The organism is Bacillus sp. BP-3 (genome assembly GCF_028401955.1).
In the GTDB taxonomy this organism is placed as follows: domain Bacteria; phylum Bacillota; class Bacilli; order Bacillales; family Bacillaceae_G; genus Bacillus_A.
In genome coordinates, this window is sequence record NZ_JAQOTJ010000023.1 from 1 (window position 1) to 18,939 (window position 18,939).

General features: G+C 34.5%; 15 protein-coding genes. 3 read left to right on the top strand and 12 right to left on the bottom strand.

Going from position 1 to position 18,939, the window contains the following annotated elements; all coding sequences use genetic code 11:
* Nucleotides 1–142: 142 nt before the first annotated feature.
* The gene (locus PLX19_RS22990; RefSeq protein ID WP_272191189.1) at nucleotides 143–1,162 is read right to left on the bottom strand and encodes a zinc-binding alcohol dehydrogenase family protein; all 1,020 of its coding nucleotides are present in this window, start codon (nucleotides 1,160–1,162) and stop codon (nucleotides 143–145) included.
* A gap of 312 nt (nucleotides 1,163–1,474) precedes the next feature.
* Here PLX19_RS22990 and PLX19_RS22995 point away from each other — a divergent pair, with 312 nt between their 5' ends.
* Nucleotides 1,475–2,101 carry a class I SAM-dependent methyltransferase gene (locus PLX19_RS22995; RefSeq protein WP_272191190.1) on the top strand — a complete coding sequence of 209 codons (627 nt, stop codon included), beginning with the start codon at nucleotides 1,475–1,477 and terminating at the stop codon, nucleotides 2,099–2,101.
* Between the two features lie 349 nt (nucleotides 2,102–2,450).
* Here the strand turns inward: PLX19_RS22995 and PLX19_RS23000 are convergent, their stop codons facing one another.
* From PLX19_RS23000 to PLX19_RS23025, 6 genes are all read right to left on the bottom strand, one after another.
* A complete protein-coding gene (locus tag PLX19_RS23000; protein WP_272191192.1) occupies nucleotides 2,451–3,731 on the bottom strand; it encodes an L-cysteine desulfidase family protein in 1,281 nt (426 codons plus the stop codon).
* A 1,281-nt stretch (nucleotides 3,732–5,012) separates the two neighbouring features.
* A complete protein-coding gene (locus PLX19_RS23005) occupies nucleotides 5,013–5,489 on the bottom strand; it encodes a DinB family protein (RefSeq protein WP_272191194.1) in 477 nt (158 codons plus the stop codon).
* Between the two features lie 41 nt (nucleotides 5,490–5,530).
* Entirely contained in the window at nucleotides 5,531–6,304 is a 774-nt protein-coding gene (locus PLX19_RS23010; RefSeq protein ID WP_272191195.1) for a Cof-type HAD-IIB family hydrolase, read from the bottom strand.
* A gap of 488 nt (nucleotides 6,305–6,792) precedes the next feature.
* Entirely contained in the window at nucleotides 6,793–7,995 is a 1,203-nt protein-coding gene (locus tag PLX19_RS23015) for an L-lactate MFS transporter (RefSeq protein ID WP_272191196.1), read from the bottom strand.
* A gap of 137 nt (nucleotides 7,996–8,132) precedes the next feature.
* The gene (locus PLX19_RS23020) at nucleotides 8,133–8,873 is read right to left on the bottom strand and encodes a LytR/AlgR family response regulator transcription factor (RefSeq protein ID WP_272191250.1); all 741 of its coding nucleotides are present in this window, start codon (nucleotides 8,871–8,873) and stop codon (nucleotides 8,133–8,135) included.
* Nucleotides 8,851–10,617, bottom strand: a complete 1,767-nt coding sequence (locus PLX19_RS23025) for a sensor histidine kinase (protein ID WP_272191197.1) — start codon at nucleotides 10,615–10,617, stop codon at nucleotides 8,851–8,853. Before PLX19_RS23025 ends, PLX19_RS23020 begins: the two co-directional genes overlap by 23 nt.
* 1,066 nt (nucleotides 10,618–11,683) lie before the next feature.
* On the opposite strand from PLX19_RS23025, the gene PLX19_RS23030 reads away from it, so the two are divergent.
* Nucleotides 11,684–13,195 (top strand): DUF5050 domain-containing protein, encoded by a 1,512-nt coding sequence (locus PLX19_RS23030; RefSeq protein WP_272191198.1) that lies wholly within the window; start codon nucleotides 11,684–11,686, stop codon nucleotides 13,193–13,195.
* Nucleotides 13,196–13,326: 131 nt separating this feature from the next.
* Here the strand turns inward: PLX19_RS23030 and PLX19_RS23035 are convergent, their stop codons facing one another.
* The 3 genes from PLX19_RS23035 to acnA all read right to left on the bottom strand — a co-directional run bounded on the left by PLX19_RS23035 (nucleotide 13,327) and on the right by acnA (nucleotide 17,299).
* Nucleotides 13,327–13,470, bottom strand: a complete 144-nt coding sequence (locus tag PLX19_RS23035) for a group II intron maturase-specific domain-containing protein (protein ID WP_272191199.1) — start codon at nucleotides 13,468–13,470, stop codon at nucleotides 13,327–13,329.
* Nucleotides 13,471–13,711: 241 nt separating this feature from the next.
* A complete protein-coding gene (locus PLX19_RS23040) occupies nucleotides 13,712–14,356 on the bottom strand; it encodes an alpha/beta family hydrolase (RefSeq protein WP_272191251.1) in 645 nt (214 codons plus the stop codon).
* A gap of 219 nt (nucleotides 14,357–14,575) precedes the next feature.
* The gene (gene acnA, locus PLX19_RS23045; protein WP_272191200.1) at nucleotides 14,576–17,299 is read right to left on the bottom strand and encodes an aconitate hydratase AcnA; all 2,724 of its coding nucleotides are present in this window, start codon (nucleotides 17,297–17,299) and stop codon (nucleotides 14,576–14,578) included.
* A 282-nt stretch (nucleotides 17,300–17,581) separates the two neighbouring features.
* On the opposite strand from acnA, the gene sspO reads away from it, so the two are divergent.
* Nucleotides 17,582–17,731, top strand: a complete 150-nt coding sequence (gene sspO / locus PLX19_RS23050) for a small acid-soluble spore protein O (protein WP_020063103.1) — start codon at nucleotides 17,582–17,584, stop codon at nucleotides 17,729–17,731.
* Nucleotides 17,732–17,765: 34 nt separating this feature from the next.
* Here sspO and PLX19_RS23055 read toward each other — a convergent pair whose 3' ends face one another.
* On the bottom strand, nucleotides 17,766–18,434 hold the full coding sequence (locus PLX19_RS23055; RefSeq protein WP_429757263.1) for a polysaccharide deacetylase family protein: 669 nt from the start codon (nucleotides 18,432–18,434) through the stop codon (nucleotides 17,766–17,768).
* 103 nt (nucleotides 18,435–18,537) lie between these two features.
* Nucleotides 18,538–18,804, bottom strand: coding sequence for a hypothetical protein (locus PLX19_RS23060; protein ID WP_272191202.1), 267 nt, complete (start codon nucleotides 18,802–18,804; stop codon nucleotides 18,538–18,540).
* Nucleotides 18,805–18,939: the final 135 nt, after the last annotated feature.

Genomic DNA, 18,939 nt, shown 5'->3' on the forward strand with positions numbered 1-18,939 from the left:
TTTCTAGTTCTTTTGTTCATTAACAAATCAATAATTCCCAGAGTGTCGGAAATCCTGAAGGGTTTCCCAACACTCTGAGAGCTGTAGTACATACAGCTCCATTCTTCATATTTCACCCTTGGTAGTATTCACTTATATACCTTTAAAATGTTTCCAATACAATCTTTCCAATCGTACTTCCTGTTTCAATCATCTCATGTGCTTTTCTAATATTAGCCGCATAAATTGGTGATAGCGTCTTGTTTAAAGTTGTCTTAAGCACTTTTTGATCCAGTAACTCACTAACTTGATTTAACAAAAGATGCTGGTTAATCATATCTTCAGTCTGGTACATAGCTCTTGTAAACATGAATTCCCAAACAAATGAAGCACTTTTACTTTTTAATATCCCTAACTCTAACGGTTTCTCATTTTCTACAATCGAACAAATCTTCCCTTGCGGTTTGATTACTTCTGCCATGCCGTTCCAGTGCTGATCTGTATTATTTAAACAGAAAATATAATCAACTTCTTCTATTTTCATTTGCGATAATTGTTCTTTAAATGATTCACGGTGATTGATAACATAATCAGCACCTAAACTTTCCACCCACTCTCTCGTTTCCTTTCGAGAGGCAGTTGTAATAACGCTTAGACCAGCCCACTTTGCTAATTGGATGGCAATAGAACCTACACCACCTGCACCGCCAATGATTAAAATATTTTTCAATTTATTCTTTTCTTTATTATTAATATCAATTGCTAAGCGCTCAAATAATCCTTCCCACGCTGTAATTGCAGTTAAAGGAATAGCAGCTGATTGGGCATGGGTCAAATTTTTCGGTTTTGCTCCAACAATTCTCTCATCCACTAGATGATACTCACTGTATGTACCTGGTCTAATAATACTTCCTGCATAGAAAACTTCATCGCCTGGCTGAAACAAAGTACAATCTTCTCCAACTTCTACAACAACACCGCTAGCATCCCATCCGAGTATTTTATACTCTTCTTCTTTCTTATCTTTTGGTGCTCGAACTTTTGTATCAACTGGATTAACCGAAATAGCATGAATTTTTACGAGTATATCCCTTCCTTTCGATATTGGACGTGGTAATTCAATATCGATTAGACTGTCCTCATTTTCAATAGGTAGGTATTCTAACAAACCAACTGCTTTCATGTTCGTTTCCTCCGCTTAATAAAATTGAACTTCTATTTACATTATAAATTGCAAAATTTAATTATGTAAGAAGGCACATTTATGTTACATAGCATCACTAATGTTACTATAGATTACCACCTTTTTAAGAGAAATCCCCCCTATCAGAGTTTGTTACCTAAAACTGATTTTAAACACTATAGAAGGATTTCAAAATTTCAAATCGAAGATATACATCTAGTACATATTAGTTGGAGTGATAACAATGATGAATATGAAGATTACTTACACATTGAAAACTGAGGTAGACCATTTATAAAGGAGGCAATTTATTTGCTACGAACGTTTGAAACTACTCAAAAACTTTTTAATGATTGGGCAAAAACTTATGATGAAAGTTTAGAAAATCCAAATGGCCCGCTTTATGGATACAATCATAGTTTACTTGAAGCAAAGCAAATGCTTTATACTAACGATAAAGATAGAATTCTTGACATTGGCATCGGTACAGGTGCTTTTGCAGCTTTAGTAAGTAAAAATGATTCTAATATGTTTGGAATTGACTTGTCAGAAAAAATGTTAGAACAATGCCAAAATAAGTATCCAAACTTCCACTTAAAAACTGGTACTTTTACGAATACAGGACAAAAAAGTGAGAGTTTCGATTCTGTTATTTCAAGTTTTTGTTTTCATGAAGTTTTACCCGAACAAAGAGAAGAAGCATGCAATGAGGTATATCGTATCTTGAAACCAAACGGGACTTTTCTTTTATTAGACATTATGTTCGCATCCAAAATTGCTATGGAAGATGCAAAACAACGAATAGGAAAACGTTGGGACCCTACAGAAGATTATCCCCAAATAACTCAACTTGATACAATGTTAAGAATGAGCGGTTTCTCTAGTGTAAATTGGAGACAAACAGCACCATGTCACTGGGCCGTACTAGCTTATAAGTGAGTTGTAGGAAGTAAAGTAATACATTTCGTTCTTTTCTTAATGATTTTTCTATAGTTTTTTCAAAACATAATCAGCTATTTGATTGAAAAATGAATAGACTATTCCACTTGTATGCTCTTTTAATTCCATATGCTTTATGCTGTATAATGTGTCTTCGAATTATAAAAATTGGTAGACATAATAAAGAATATATAGCTCAGTTGACAAGAAAAATCATCTGAGCTTTTTGTATATTCATATCTTATCCTTACTTTGCTAAACCCTACCCAACAAATACGACCAATTTTATTCGCAGTTGTTGTTAATGGAATATACACATACTCGTCGCGTACAAGGTGATACATCCCTACTATTTTCTTTTATTAATCATCATCTCTAGCATGATCTTATCCATATTCGATGAACCTTCATTTCCTAATCGGCAAAAGTTCTCAATTGTTTTATCAACATCTGCTTCGATAAATCCATCTGTAGCAGAGATACACATTCCTTGTGAGGCTAACAGTGCAGATTGTACAGCTGCGCTTGAACAAGTTGCTACTTTCATCGCACATCCTGCTTTTGCTCCGTCACAAATCATTCCTGTCACATTTCCAAGTGTATTTTGGATTGCATACTTTATCTTTTCAATATCTCCACCTAATAAATATGTAATAGCAGCTGAGGCACTTGCACCAGCAACTGTTACACCGCAAAGTGCAGACAAACGTCCAAACTGATTTTTAATGTAAATCGCTAATAAATGACTTAACGTAACCGCACGAATTAACTCTTCCTCCGAAACATTTAATTTCTCACCTGCGGCTACTACAGGCATCGTTACGGCGATTCCTTGATTACCACTTCCTGAGTTAGCCATTACTGGCATTGTTGAACCGGCCATACGCGCATCTGAACCAGCAGCTGCTAATGCCATCGCATGAGTTGTTAAGTCATCTGATAGAATTCCTTTCAATACATTTGCTTTTAATGTTTTTCCAACTTGTAAGCCGTATTCATTCGACAAGCCATCTAATGCCACATTACGATTCAGTTCAATACTCTTTTTTACAAGTGCCAATCCCTTTACATCTACAGTCGTAACAAATTCATAGATTTCTGGAATCGTTAATTCATCACGTTCTTCTTCAGAAGTGGCAAAGTGTGTATTTCCACATCCATTTTTATAAACAAGCTCCCCATTCGCTTCTACTAATGCGATAAATGTGTGATTATCCTGAATAATAGCCCTTGCATATCCCTCGTCTGTCGTAAGCTTCACTTCAATGTATAGCTTTTTAGACGTATCTGCTAATTCTACAGACACTTTCCCCGCTTCTACTAAAGAGATTGCTTGTTCTTCATCTTCTTCTGAGATTCCGGCTAACACTTCTAAATCTTTTTTGCTATCTCCTGCTAACGCCCCTAAAGCAGCAACAAAGTCAATTCCAGTAGCCTTCATTCCTGGTATACCAACCGCCATTGCATTTTTAATGACGTTTGCACTTGCAAGTACTTCGATTGACTGCATGTCGCCCTTCATATAATCTCTTGCAGTAGCTGCGGCTAACGCAATCGACACTGGCTCTGTACACCCTAAAGCTACAACTAATTCTTTCTCTAACACACGTAACATACTATTCTTGTTCACAAATTATCCCCCAGTCTTTCAACTGCCCATCATGTGAATTAATGAGCAATTTTTCACAAAAAAAATTATTTTCACCTTAATCTTCTGTAAATAACTGTATATAGTTAGCTCAGATGTGTTTAACATCTTCGTCCTTTATTACTCCTATATCCTCTGTATTATATTATAATAATAAATCATCATGATAATTCATTATTATAATTTAATAGTATAACAATGTGTAAGCGATTACAAAGTATTTTTGAACTCTTTTAACATTTTTTTCTATCCGTAGATATTTGCATTGCAAGCAAGCCTTTAAGAAAACAAAAACGATTCAAGGAATGAAAGGCACTCTGGAGAACAAATGCAAACAAAGGGGTTATTTTTAAAATCCGACGTTTATATCCCAAATTTTATTTAGAAAGGAGGCTCTCCGGAGTATACAAAGAGAGTTAAAAAAAGAGAAAAGTTTTCCTCATTACTGTAGCCTCCTTTATAAAGGTAACAAAGAAATGACACGAAATTTATCCATTTTTCCTAAAAAAAAGAATCTTTACTGTTCCACAATTAGATAGAAAAACATTTACATGTAGTATTTCTACTTATATTGAGTTCATTTGGTCACAGAATGAGCAAAATAAATTAAACCCTTCAAAGGTTTCTTATTCATCCATTGAATACAATTAGAATTTTCAGTATAATTATCATACGTATATGGAATTTTATAGGAGGTTAATAATTAATGAAGGACTTCATTGTAGTGTTCTTTTCTATCTTGCTTTCCAATTTCATTTCTAAATTCATATATTCCCATATCAATCTAAATTACAACATATTCCGGGATAAATTCGACATTTTATTATTTACAATTGATTTTGGGATTTATATCATCATTTTTCTAGCAATATACTCTCTTTTACGTAAATTTATAGGGAAAGAAAAAAATTGAATTACTCTACTCCTTTTCTTATTTTATACAAAGAATTTTGTAGTCTTCAAATTAAGAAGTGATGAGGTGAAACAAAACTGAAAACATGTCCTAAATGCCATATCAAAATAAAAAAGACAACCTTCTTTTTACGAAATAACACTCACAAGCTTTTTTGTCCAAACTGCGGTACAACATTACATGTAACAAAAAAATCTTTTTTTGATTTATGTCCTATTTCATTTACTAACTTGTTTATTAATTTTTATAAGTCCAATGACGAATCCATTTCTTATCCTTGCCATATGGATCTTAATTTCAACTTTAATAATTCAACCGATTGCTTTTTTCTATGAGGAAACAGAAGCGAACTAAATTCTTACATAATCCCTTATTAATAAATCAGATGAAACAGGCTCAATGCCAATTTCTCGCGACCAAACAGACAACTGTCCAATGTGATGAATTTCATGAGTAATGATATGACGAATAATTCTTTCATAAGTAAATGAAATTGAATTACCATTCTTACTCTTAACTTCTAAAATTCTCTCACCAGTATCAAGAGTATATGACTCAAGAAATCTCTGTGTTATTTGTTTTGTTATATTAGAAAATATCTTGACATCACTTAGGCTAGAAATTGTATTAATATCTTTTTTAATGACAGTAGTTCCTTGCATCTGATTAACCCATAATTGTTCGCAATCAATCACATGAAATAAATTATGTAAAATGCTACCCATACCGCCTGTACGTTTTTTCGTCAACTCTTCACTCGCAACTGCTTCACACCACTTAAACCATTCTTCTCTAACTTGCCAATTATATTGAAACAAATCTATCAAAGAAATCACTCCAAACAAAAATATCCATTCTTTATTAATACTTAAATAATTCCGTACTTTCTAAGAGCAAAATCGATCCCATCTTCACTTGACTTTTTCGTGACGAAATCTGCAACGGTTTTTAATTGTTCATTCCCATTTTCCATAGCAATCCCAAGACCTACTAATTCCAACATATCTATATCATTTCCTCCATCCCCAAACGCAACAGCCTCGGATTTATCAATGCCAAAATACCGTAAAACACTTTTGATTGCTAAAGATTTGGATACTTCTTCTTGTAATACATTTAAAACAAAAGGGTGCCATCTGCTAAACGTTAAATGTGGAAACTTATGAATGTATTTCTCTACTGTTTCATCAGAAGCATACAAACACATCAAATATACCTCTTGATTATAAATGTGTTTATTTGTAGTTGGATAAGTATTCAATGACAACGTTTCATTCAATGCTTTTAATATTGCTTTATCTTCTACACCATTCATACTAAAATCTTCTGTAAAGAATGACAGCCCGGTATTCTCTATAGATGCAAATTCAACCACTTCTCGAATGATATTTTTATCTATTGGTACCTTATGAAGAACCTCTTGATTGTGCTTCACATAAGCTCCATTTGCTGTAATAAATGTATCGACTCCTAATTCTCTTATCTCATCGCACATCGATAACGGTCTTCCTGTTGCTGCAACTACTCTTATCCCTTTATTCTTCAACGCTTTTATAGCTTCTTTCGTATTATTTGAAATACTTCCATTTTCATGATGTGTAAGAGTTCCATCAACATCAAAAAATACAATCTTATAATTCATAAAATAGCTCCTTTAAAGATAAATATACAAATAAAAAGGCAAGTTTCCAAAAACTAAAAAATCTGATTATTATTCACTCTGATAATATAACCTTAAATATATTAATTTTCAACATTTCTAGAAATAAGAAAACATAACGTGTTGTGAAACAAAGTGTTTAATCTTTATGACTTGATAATTTCATTCATACATACTGATTATCAACGTAAACTATCCACAATTCTATCTGGTTTGAGGAAATTCCATTTTCATTACTTTGGCTTATACCAACCAAAATGCATCCCCTTCCTACTCATTGGTCTTCACACCCTTCTCATTCCTTGAGGAAGGGGAATTCTCTTGAAAATAGGTTGAATTTTAAGATCATATATGTTTATAAATTTAAATAAAAAGAGGGATTTACTTTTCATTAGAAAAGCGAATCCCTCTTTTTTTATCTTTAAACTTTAAATGAGCCTCTTTTTATAATATATCAATATTCAAAATACTCACGCTGCACTACGATAATTTTCTTGTTTTTCTTCTTGTTGACTAGGTGGTCGAATTGAAATAGCAATAATAAATGATACAACACACAACACGCCAATTACCATAAAGGTTGGTTTAAATCCACCTAGAATTGCACCAATAAAGGAACCTGCGAGCGCTCCAAAACCAAAACCTTGATACACGATACCATAGTTCTTACTATGATTTTTTAGACCGAAGAAATCACCAACAATGGCTGGGAAAATGGTGATATTTCCACCAAAACAAAAAGCTACGCTTGCTACACAGGCAAAATAGATACCATAATTTAAATCCACGAAACTGAGTACAAAAACAGACATAGCTATGACGACAAACGTTGTGGAAACAATTTTTAAACGGCCGATTTTATCTGACAACGGCCCCAAAATGATTCGGCCAATCGTATTAAAGATCGCAACCATAGCGACAGCATTAGCTGCTGTTGCTGCACTAAGTCCTACGAGTTGAACACCGATATCTTTTACCATACCAATTAAGTATAAGCCACTCATACATGATGTAAATAACATGATGAATAACAGATAAACTTGTTTTGTGTTTAGCATTTCTCTTGTTGTAAAGTCATGACTTTTTGTTTCATGAACTGTATCTTTTTCAGCGGCTGTATGGATTAGACAAGCACCTATCACTACCATAATTGCAACAATTAAGCCCCAATATAAAAACGCTTGTGATACGCCAACTGAATCAATGAACTTTGCGTTAATGTATTTAAAAATTAGACTACCCGTTCCATATGCGGAGACAGATATGCCAGCAATTAAACCTTTACGTTTTGGAAACCACTTTATTAAATTGGATAGTGAAGTGATATAGGCTGTACCATCTGCGTAACCTACAACAACCCCTGCTAGTACATAAAGCATTGGTAATGAAGAAGCTTGCGAACTAAGCATCAAGCCAATTCCTAAGGCTAATCCGGCTATCATAATGAGCTTACGAAGTCCCAATTTCTCTTGTAATTTACCCGCAAACAAAGTTGAAAATGCTAAAGAAAAGCTAGTAATTGAGAAAGTTATCGCAACAGCATTAAGACTCCATCCGTATTTACTAACTAAAGGTTGATTGAATAAGCTCCATGTATATATCGTTCCAAGTCCCATTTGTACAATAACTGTACCGAGTACAACAAGCCATGGATTAATAGATGATTTTTTCATACTATCCTTCCACCTCTTTCGATTTGATGCCTTTATTGTATAGGATGTAAACGATTGTGTAGGTACTTACAACACAGAGCGTCAAATATATGAAATCAATTACAGAAAAGGAAGGATGAAATGCAAAAAGCTGCTCGTTAAATACGAAGCAGCTTCTTTAATTCTTTTGCATATGTGCGGCTTACAGGCACTTTTGAATCCTCTTTCATAATTAAATTATACGTAGAGTTAAACCACGGCTGGATTTCAGAAATATGATTTACATTTACGATAAAACTACGATGAACACGCTGAAAATTCGTTTGCAGCAATTTCTTTTCTAAAATGGCAAGTGTATCGTATGTCACATACGTATCACAAATCGTTTTCACAATTACTTTTCCGTCCAACAATCCAGCATATACGATATCTTCTATATTCACTAGTACAATCGATTCATCAATAGGTAGCGCTAATTTTTCCATTCTGCTAGATACATTGGGCGCATGTACTTCTTGTTTTTCCGCCATTTCATGCTGTTTTCGTTTTTTAAATTTCTTAATCGCTTGAACAATGCGCTCTTCGTCAAACGGCTTTAAAATATAATCTAAAGCATCTACTTCAAAAGCCTGAATGGCATATTGATCATAGGCCGTTGCAAATACAATAGCAGGTGGATTTTTCATCTTCTTTAGTATATTAGCAATCTCAAATCCATTATCATCCGACAGCTGAATATCTAAAAAAACAAGATCCGGTTTACTTTCTATCAACTTCTCTAACGCTTCTTCTACACTGTCTGCCTCGTCAATAATATCGACCTCTTTCGTTCGATATAATAAATATTTTAATTCGTCACGCGCTAACATTTCGTCATCAATTACTAATATTCTCAATATCGCTTCCCCCTTTTCTTTGAATTGGAATCGTAAAGGAAATCTCCGTCCCTACTTCTAGTCTACTTACAATATGAAGCGTTGTATCTTTTCCAAACAACCCTATTAACCGTTCATTAATATTATATAATGCTGTTCCCGTTCCTTTTTTTGACGATACAACTGCTTTTCCTAACCGCTCTAATCGCTCTGGTTCAATCCCTTGACCGTTATCTTTTACTTTGAAATGTACGCTGTTTCGCTTAGCATAAACATGAATTTCAACTTGGCATATCGGCTGTTTTTTAGAAAATGCATGACGAAGAGCATTTTCTACTAATAATTGCAGCACAAACGGTGGAAGCAAAATAGTATGCAGTTCGTCTTCAATGTACATTTTCACTTCATATTTATTCGGAAATCTTGCTTGTTCTAACGACAAATACGCATGTACATGATTTAATTCCTGTTCCAACGGAATAAGAAGCTGCCTTGCACCTTGTAAATTGCAGCGAAAATACACGCTTAGCTGCAACAATAGTTTTCTTGCTTTCTCTACATCTGTACGACATAAAGCAGAGACTGTATTAATCGCATTAAAAAGAAAATGAGGGTTAATTTGTGCTTGCAGCGCCTTTATTTCCGCATCTTGCAATAATTTACTTTGCAGTTCTGCTTCTCCAAGCTCAAGCTGCGTTGAAAAGATTTTTGCTAATCCTTCTGCCAGCTCTTCCTCAACGGGGCTTAATGAATTCGGATTTTTAAAATAAAGCTTTAACGTACCAATGGTCTTTCCATGAGATGTGAGCGGAATCACGATTGCCGCTTGTAATGAACACCCTTCATGCGGACAATTAATCTCCTCGCGCGACTTTGCTTTCATAATCTCTCCGCCCTTTAACACCTCTTTGGACAATTCAGTAATTAAGCTATGGGAAGGAATATGATGATCAGATCCTACTCCAACATGTGCTAATATTTTTTCTGTATCTGTTAAAGATACTGCATCTGTTCCTGTAAAGCGATGGATAATTTGTGCCACATGCGTACATGATTCTTCCGTTAACCCTTGGCGAAAATACGGAAGCGTTTTATCAGCAATGAGCAATACTTTATGCGTTTGTAATGCCTTCGTATGCTCTTCTTGTCGTATAATGGACTGAATCATTGACAATAGAATATAACTTCCAAAACCATTTACAATAATCATTGGGATTGCAATAGTTTTCACAATGCTCCAGCCGTCATCGATTATGAAAAGAATCATAAGCATTTCCAGCGATACCATACAGATGCTAAGCACTGAAGAAAACTTTGGGGTTACAACGCGATTCCATTTTTGATATAAATAGCCAATATAACCTGTCACAATACCAGCTAAAATAGAAGAGAGTGCACAGCTTAATGCAGTCGTTCCCCCGAGCACATAACGATGAATACCAGATATAAATCCTACTCCTATTCCAACAATTGGACCTCCAAGTAACCCGCTAATCCCAATTCCCATAATACGCGTATTTGCAATCGTACTAGAAGAAGAGACGCCCCGTAGCCAGTTGTCATTCAAAATCGTATTACCAGAAATCTCAATCCCTGTGTAGTTACTTACAATTGTAAATAATGAAAATATGCCAATTAACATAAAGCTTCCCTTATAGCCTTCTTGCTTATACAGTAGCCAACGGAACACCTTAATATGCGAAAGTAAATATCCTAAAATGACGATTAAACCAACGCGTTCAATCATCATCAATAATAAATTCCCCATTTTATGTCCTTCCTTCATGTATTTTTCATTCAATATAGTACATCATTATGTCTATACCGTAAACGTCAATGAAATCCAAATTACATCATAAAGATTGATTTTAAAGTTACTTTTTGTTTCCTTCACTTTCCACAGCGGAATACCACTTAAATTAACAAGTCCAATAAACGCTGTTAGCAGTAAAGAAAAAAAACGCTTAGAGTATAAAAAAATTCTGAGCGTTTTTTCTTTACTTATGTATTCAACATAAACACCCTTAATGTAAATGAGGAAAAATTTGATTGTTCTAATGTTGGCTGTTTATTTTGAAAAATTCCTTCTTCACAAAAATTGTATAAACTAACACCATATTTGACCAAACTAAATCCCTTATAAATGGCTAATGTGATTGATTCGTTATCAGTAAGGAACTAACTATTCCAAAAAGAATTGAGTGAATATAAAGCTATATAAAACTCATCAGAGTTTATTTCGTATGTGAATTTTTGAATAATTTACACTGATCCTTTATAAAAAATAAAGGTAACTACTCAGTCACTCTATGAAAGAACGATAGAAAAGCATTTTTTTAATTGGACAAGATGGACTGGCTATGTATAGTAGCGGTCAGGACCTTTTCCTGCCACGCGCAAGGTTTTAAAACAAAGAAAGGCAGCAATTTTTCGCTGGCATTATACTCGTTACCAAACTTCTAAATGAAGTGTATGGCTGAGTAGTTACAAATTAAAAAATAATTCCCATTCTTTTAAAAGTCCTGGATATGCATCATCGAGCATTCTAAATGGACTATAGTAAAAACTAAAACTAAGTTCATAACCTGTTATAATTTGTAAAATTATGTTTTGAATATTTATACAAAAAACAGCGATATCAGTACATGCACATAAAATTACTGTTTTTTTGAGTTTAACATTTTGTGCCTTTTGTAAAACTAATTCTTGTTATCGGCTTCAAACGGAAAATAAACAGAAAATTGTTTTTATTCACAAAAGCACGTATAATCAAACGCAAGTAGACAATTACTACCAATATTTAATTCTATTGAAATATCATAAGGAGGCAAACAATGGGGAACATTTATGAAAAAACAATAGTTATTATTGCAACCATGGCCATTTCAATTTCTCTTTTTGGTTGTGAAGCAGAAAACAAAACAGCAAATACAACAAATGTCAAGAAAGAAAAAAAGGATACACAAACTGATTCAATAGTACAGCAGCAAATAAAAGAGGCTGAAAAAAGAGGAAATACGGTTGGGAACATTTCTAACAAAGGGAAAATGGTCGAAAGTGATGGTTGGATTTATTATGCGGTCAATGGAAGTAAGAATACAAAAGGTATTTATCGTACAAAGGATTATTTTCAAACATCAGAACTTTTAGTAAAAGATGTAAATGCCTCTTATATAAATATAAACAATCAATCTTTATATTTTATCCATATGGCGACAAATGATAATACAGGTTCAAATGAACTGCCTTCTTTAATGAAGTATGACATTTCAGCTAAAAAACTCGATACATTGAAAACAGATACAAGTTACGTATATATAAAAGATCAAACTTTGTTTTATCCGAAAAAATACTCGGAGCATGGTGGTTTTGATATTGTAGGGATTATAAAAATGGATTTGAAAACAGGACAAGAAGAGGAAACTACACCTAAATACACTGGTTGGGCTCAAACAATAGATGATAGTATTCTACATTGGAATAAAAATCGTGGAAGACAGGTTACCAAGAATAACAAAACCTGGTCAAAGGAAAAGTATGCAGAAATATCTAGTGCGGTATATCATGATGAAAAACTATATGCTGTTGTAGATTTTTCGCTCCCTTTTGAAGCACATAAAGCTACGCACGGTATATACGAGTTAGACGTTCAGCAAAATACAGAAAAGCTATTAATACAGGACGTCTTACAGATGAACATAACAGGGGATACTTTTTATTATGTAAAAAATGACGGTGTGTATAAGAGAAAAATCAATGGTGGAAGTGAAGAATTAATCTATAACAAAGCTCTTGAACCTTCTAAATCTTATTTATATTTTATAGCAGGAGATATGTATCTATATACAGATAATGGCGTTATTTTAAATCTGAAGACAAAAAAATCAAATGAAATAAAAGATAAACCGTTACCTAATGACGCAATGTTAAACAAAGTATTAAATGCACAAAAAGAACTCACCTATATCCAAACGAGAGCATTCACAGGGAATTCAAAATCAATGGGGCGTTTTTCGTACGGGGAATTGCTCATCCCCGCATATAATACAAAAAAAGCGTTAGAAACTACATTGTCTACATATTTCTCAAAACAATTTATTACGGAATATATGCAAAGTGAATATGTAAAAGAAATAGACGGAAAAATGCACTATGTTATTGGAGATCCAAGTTCAAAAGCTGCAACTAAATATATAAAGATTACTTCTTCTCAATTAAAGGATGGTAAGTTAGCAGCAAAAGTGGAGACATATAACGAGTATGCAAATGTAACAAAAGATGTAGAAATAGAATTCAGTTATGAAAATAATCAATGGGTGATAAATAAAATGCCAAGTTTTGAGTAGAGTAGAAAACTGAAACAAATTTCTTTGGTTTTCAGTTTATTCTAGCTTCCTACTTTCACGAGTGTGTATGGTATTTTCTTTATCATGTCCTTAAAACGACCATGTTTCTTTCGAATATTTCTTTGCTTGTTTCAGAAAAGATTGAATCTCTCTAGAACGTACCAGTCTATTTTGCTAAGCCATTTCTGAACAATTGGAGATAAGCTGTAGTAATTTTTAAATCCTTGTAAGATTCGATTTAACCCTTTCACCAACTCATTCAGTTGTAAGTACAATTTATTTCTAGGCTCTGTGTACTTCTGGATATCAAGCCATGTTCCTTGCTGCTGCGATTGCAGTCGTTATTGCTATGCTAGCCATGGTATTTGTGAAACCAGGAAAACAGCAACCTGCATCTTCAGGTGCTGAAAGTTTAAAAGCATAATAATGCAACTCTTTGAATAGTAACGGGGTTAAATTTGAAGTACAAAATGCAAAAGAGGTGCAATTAGCACTTTTGATCCTATCAGTTTATCACTAATTTGTCCTAACGGTTTCTTGGAGTTTTTCTATTACCCTTGATAAAGCTAAAATTGAATTTGTTGTTTCATATTCTCCAACATTTAAGGAATGATTTGCATTTTGAATTACATCAACTTTTAAATTCGATTTACTTAATTGGTCAATTTGATTTGCATTGTAATAATGATCTTTATCCCCGATGACGAAAAGCCCTTGATGTTGACTATTCAAGATTGAGTCAAAGATCGAATCAAAATTTATTAGAGGAGTAAATAAAATCATTTTTGACTTTAGGAATTCTTCTCTCTTCATTAAGTCATTCGCGATTGGTATTGTTCCGAGTGATTTTCCTAAAAAAATAGAATTGTCATATTGTCCATTTTTTAAAACATCTAAAATCACAGGATTAATATCATCCATCATTATCTTTGTTATCTTTTCAATATTATTTTTCGTTGGTTGCTCATTATAGGAGTAATGGACATGGACAATATCAATTTTATTTTGGAGCATTGCCATTGTCGCGTAATAAAACAATGGTTTATCGTAATTGTAACCTGAACCTGAAAACATAAAGCAAATCGTTTTGGAACCCATTTCGAAATGTGTATAACGAATCGATTTGTCGTTTATTTGTAGCTCTTTTTTATTTCCTTTCATCATTGTTCCCTCCGAAACTTTTATAATATAACAACAAAAATTACCGATTGTTTTATTTCCTTTATGTCAAAAATCTTTTTAACGATACCGAGCCGATTCGCAATTATAAAAAAAGAGAAGATAACTTTCGTTAGCTTCCCTTTTTCATACAGTGTAAATATTTATACTAATCTAGAAACTACTAAACTATTGTTCATTTAAAATTATTGAAATCTAAACTTAGTTAGAAACCTTAGACTCTTCTAATTTCTCACGAAGAACCATTTGTAAGATACCGCCGTGACGGTAGTAGTCGATTTCTACTTCGCTGTCGAAGCGTGCTACAACTTCAAATTGTTTTTTGTTTCCATCAAGGTCAGTTGCAACTACTGTTACAAGGTCGCGTGGTTTTACTGTTTTATCGATTTGAATTTCAAATGACTCTTGACCAGTAAGACCTAATGTTTCTGAGCTTTCACCATCTTTAAATTGTAATGGTAATACGCCCATTAATACTAGGTTACTGCGGTGGATACGCTCGAAGCTTTCTGCGATAACTGCTTTGATGCCTAAAAGGTTTGTACCTTTTGCAGCCCAGTCACGTGAGCTTCCCATACCGTAGTCTTTACCAGCGATTACAAGAAGACCTGTGCCGTCTTGTTTGTATTTCATTGCTGCATCATAGATAGATGTCACTTCGCCTGTTGGCCAGTATGTTGTGAATCCACCTTCTGTGCCAGGTGCGATTTGGTTTTTAATGCGGATGTTCGCAAATGTACCACGCATCATAACTTCATGGTTACCACGGCGAGAACCGTAAGAGTTGAAGTCAACTGGCTGTACGCCATTTTCTAATAAGTAACGGCCTGCTGGTGTGTTTTTACCGATAGATCCTGCTGGTGAAATGTGGTCTGTTGTTACAGAATCACCAAATTTACCAACAACGCGTAGTCCTGAAAGTGCTTCTACTTCACCTGGTTCTTTAGATAATCCTTCAAAGAACGGTGGGTTTTGGATATATGTTGAGTCATTATCCCAAGTATATAACGCTTCGTTTGAAGTTTGGATTTCGTTCCAACGTTCGTTGCTGTTAAATACTTGTGCATATTCTTTCTTAAATAGTTCAGATGTTACAACATTTTGTACAACTTCTTCGATTTCTGCCGCTGTTGGCCAAATGTCATTAAAGTAAATTGGGTTGCCGTTTGCATCGTTACCGATTGCATCATTTTTCAAGTCGATATCTACTGTACCAGCAAGTGCATATGCAACTACAAGCGGTGGTGATGCTAAGTAGTTTGCTTTTACAAGAGGATGAATACGACCTTCAAAGTTACGGTTACCAGATAATACAGATGTTACTAATAGGTCATTTGCAGCGATTGATTCTTCTAATTCTGGTGCTAATGGACCAGAGTTACCGATACAAGTTGTACAGCCATAACCTACTGTTTGGAAACCTAATTGATCTAAATAAGTTGTTAATCCAGACTTATCTAAGTATTCCGTAACAACTTTAGATCCTGGTGCTAATGAAGTTTTTACATAACCAGGTACTTTAAGTCCTTTTTCAATTGCTTTTTTCGCAACTAAACCTGCACCAATTAATACATATGGGTTAGATGTATTTGTACAGCTTGTAATCGCAGCAATTGCAATTGCACCTGTTTTCATCGTTACTTCTTCATCTTCTAATACTACTTTCACTTCTTTATCAAATTCTTGCTCTGCGAAGCCAAATCCTTGGTTACCAACCGGTGCCACAACAGCTTTACGGAACTCATCTCTCATGTTAGAAAGAGGAATTAAGTCTTGTGGACGTTTCGGACCAGAAAGGTTAGACTCAATTGTATTTAAATCAATTTCAACAAGATCTGTATAGATTGGATCTTGACTATCAGCTGTATAGAATAAGCCGTTCGCTTTACAATATTCTTCAACGATACGAATTTGTTCTTCGCTTCTTCCTGTTAAACGTAAGTAATCTAATGAAATATCATCGATTGGGAAGAATCCACAAGTCGCGCCGTACTCTGGTGCCATGTTAGAAATTGTTGCACGGTCAGCTAGTGGCATACTTTGTAAACCGCTACCGAAGAATTCAACGAATTTTCCAACTACACCTTTTTGACGTAATACTTGTGTTACTTTTAATGCAACGTCTGTTGCTGTTGTACCACTTGGAAGTGTACCTGTTAATTTCACACCGATTACTTCTGGTACTGGGAAGTATGAAGGCTGTCCAAGCATTCCAGCTTCTGCTTCAATACCACCAACGCCCCATCCAAGAACGCCAATACCGTTAATCATCGTTGTATGAGAATCTGTTCCTACTAATGAATCTGGGTATGCAACAAGTTCACCTTCAGCATTTTTCACTGCATGCACAACTGGCGCTAAATACTCAAGGTTTACTTGGTGAACGATACCTGTTGCTGGTGGAACTGCACGGTAGTTATCAAATGATTTTTGTGCCCAGCTCAAAAATTTATAACGTTCTTCATTACGTTTGAATTCTAAATCCATGTTAAATTGAAGCGCATCTGCTGAACCCGCTCTATCAACCTGTACAGAATGGTCAATAACAAGATCAACTGTAATTTCTGGATTGATTTTATCAGGATCTCCGCCCATATCTGCCATTGCTTTACGAAGAGAAGCTAAATCAACAACAGCTGGAACTCCTGTAAAGTCTTGTAAGATAACGCGAGATGGTTTAAACGGTACATCGATATCTTGAATATCTTTCGTTCCCCATTTCGCTAAATTTTCAACATGTTCATCTTTAATAACACGGCCATCAACTTGACGAAGTACTGACTCAAGTAATACTTTAACCGAATAAGGTAATTTAGAAACATTACCTACCCCTGCATTTTCAAGCGCTTTCAAACTATAATAGTGATACGTGTTTCCATCTACTTCAAATGTTGCGCGAGTGTTAAATGGATTGTGTTTTACCATTATGGTTACCCCCCTGTTAAACGTGACTGAAATTGTCTGAATATAAAATGTAGACGAATTTTTCAATACCTTACGATAATATATTATTACAACTTAAAGGATAAGTAAACAATAAGAAACTTATGGTTTATCATAAGTTTTCTTTATAACCTCGTTGCTGTATAATAATTTTCCCGTTAACAGATACTATTCCTATAAAGTGAAACTTCTTTTAAGAAGGTATTTTACTTTATAAATGAACCGAACTATTCAAATTCTCATGGCTGACTAAGGGGGATAATAATGGGAAAACGTAAAGCAAACCATGTCATTCCTGGAATGAATGCTGCCTCTGCACAAGGACAAGGTACAGGATACAATGAGGAATTTTCGAATGAGCCATTAACACCTGCACAACGCCAAAACAATAAAAAGCGTAAAAAGAATCAATAACTCAAAATCCCAAAAGATAATCTTTTGGGATTTTTCAATGCTTGTACTTTAATAACTCTGACACTTTCACAAAGCGATACCCTTGTTTTTGTAAGACTGGCAAAATTTCTTTTAATGCTTCAACAGTTTGACTTCTATCAGCTCCGCCGTCATGTAGTAAAACAATATCACCACTTCTTGCATTGCTTAGTACATGTTGTACAATTTTATCTTTCCCAGGATTAGACCAATCCTTTGGGTCCTGGTGCCATGACCATAATACAATTTGATATCCTGCTTCTGTCGCTGTTTTAAACACCGATTCATTAATATAACCACCAGGTGGACGGAAAAGGAGTGGTTTCTCTACCCACTTTTCCAAATATTTTTTCCCCTCTAGAATATCATTCTCGAGCTTTTGTCCATTTGTATTCCGTGCATACAAATGGTTCATTGTATGATTTCCAATTTCATGACCATCTTTTAGTACTTGTTTGATTAAATATGGATTACGCTGAACTCTGAAGCCAATCATAAAAAAAGTCGCTTCTGCGTGGTATTCGCGTAATACATTTAAAATTTGCGGTGTATATGTAGGATCCGGACCATCATCGAAAGTAATTGCTATTATTTTCTCATTCGTTGGTACTTCCCACGTTACATAACCAGTAGGCTCTAACTCTTTTCTCATTAACATCTTTGCATCGACTTTCTCAATTTCCATCAAGCTTAACACTATGATTAGACAACTGATTATAATGCGGTTCGTTTTATTTATCATTATTACCTCTTTTTATGTGAAAAGGCTGCTGAGGAAGCTCAACAACCTAATAATCACGCGCTTCCTCCACATTTTGCATAATCTGCCCTAAATCTTGTTCATACTGTTGTAATTGCGTTCGCTGTGTTTCAGAAGCAACTTCTAATGCATTTTGGATTTGTTCATATGCTTCTTGCACTTCTTGACGTAAATGTTTTAAGTCCTGGGCATAATTCGGATCGTTTTTCACAATGTTGTTATACACGTTTTCTGCATCTGTTATTCCTTGCTGCGCAGCTTGAAATGCTTGTTGTTTATCCTTGTGGTACGGCATAATCATTCCCCTTTCTGTCATTACTCTCCATTATCTTTTACCTTTTTCTCAAAAAACATTCTCGTATAAATTTATGAAGTTCTCTCATCCTAAGATAAAGCGAAACTTTAGGCGTAGTGCTCTTCCTCAGCTGAT

What these genes read in the sequence shown, in the direction of transcription:
- acnA (WP_272191200.1), bottom strand. Translation starts at nt 17,299, where the DNA reads ATGGTAAAACACAATCCATTTAACACTCGCGCAACATTTGAAGTAGAT.
- PLX19_RS23040 (WP_272191251.1), bottom strand. Translation starts at nt 14,356, where the DNA reads ATGAAAGGAAATAAAAAAGAGCTACAAATAAACGACAAATCGATTCGT.
- PLX19_RS23015 (WP_272191196.1), bottom strand. Translation starts at nt 7,995, where the DNA reads ATGAAAAAATCATCTATTAATCCATGGCTTGTTGTACTCGGTACAGTT.
- PLX19_RS23060 (WP_272191202.1), bottom strand. Translation starts at nt 18,804, where the DNA reads ATGCCGTACCACAAGGATAAACAACAAGCATTTCAAGCTGCGCAGCAA.
- PLX19_RS23030 (WP_272191198.1), top strand. Translation starts at nt 11,684, where the DNA reads ATGGGGAACATTTATGAAAAAACAATAGTTATTATTGCAACCATGGCC.
- PLX19_RS22990 (WP_272191189.1), bottom strand. Translation starts at nt 1,162, where the DNA reads ATGAAAGCAGTTGGTTTGTTAGAATACCTACCTATTGAAAATGAGGAC.
- PLX19_RS23025 (WP_272191197.1), bottom strand. Translation starts at nt 10,617, where the DNA reads ATGGGGAATTTATTATTGATGATGATTGAACGCGTTGGTTTAATCGTC.
- sspO (WP_020063103.1), top strand. Translation starts at nt 17,582, where the DNA reads ATGGGAAAACGTAAAGCAAACCATGTCATTCCTGGAATGAATGCTGCC.
- PLX19_RS23055 (WP_429757263.1), bottom strand. Translation starts at nt 18,434, where the DNA reads ATGGAAATTGAGAAAGTCGATGCAAAGATGTTAATGAGAAAAGAGTTA.
- PLX19_RS23010 (WP_272191195.1), bottom strand. Translation starts at nt 6,304, where the DNA reads ATGAATTATAAGATTGTATTTTTTGATGTTGATGGAACTCTTACACAT.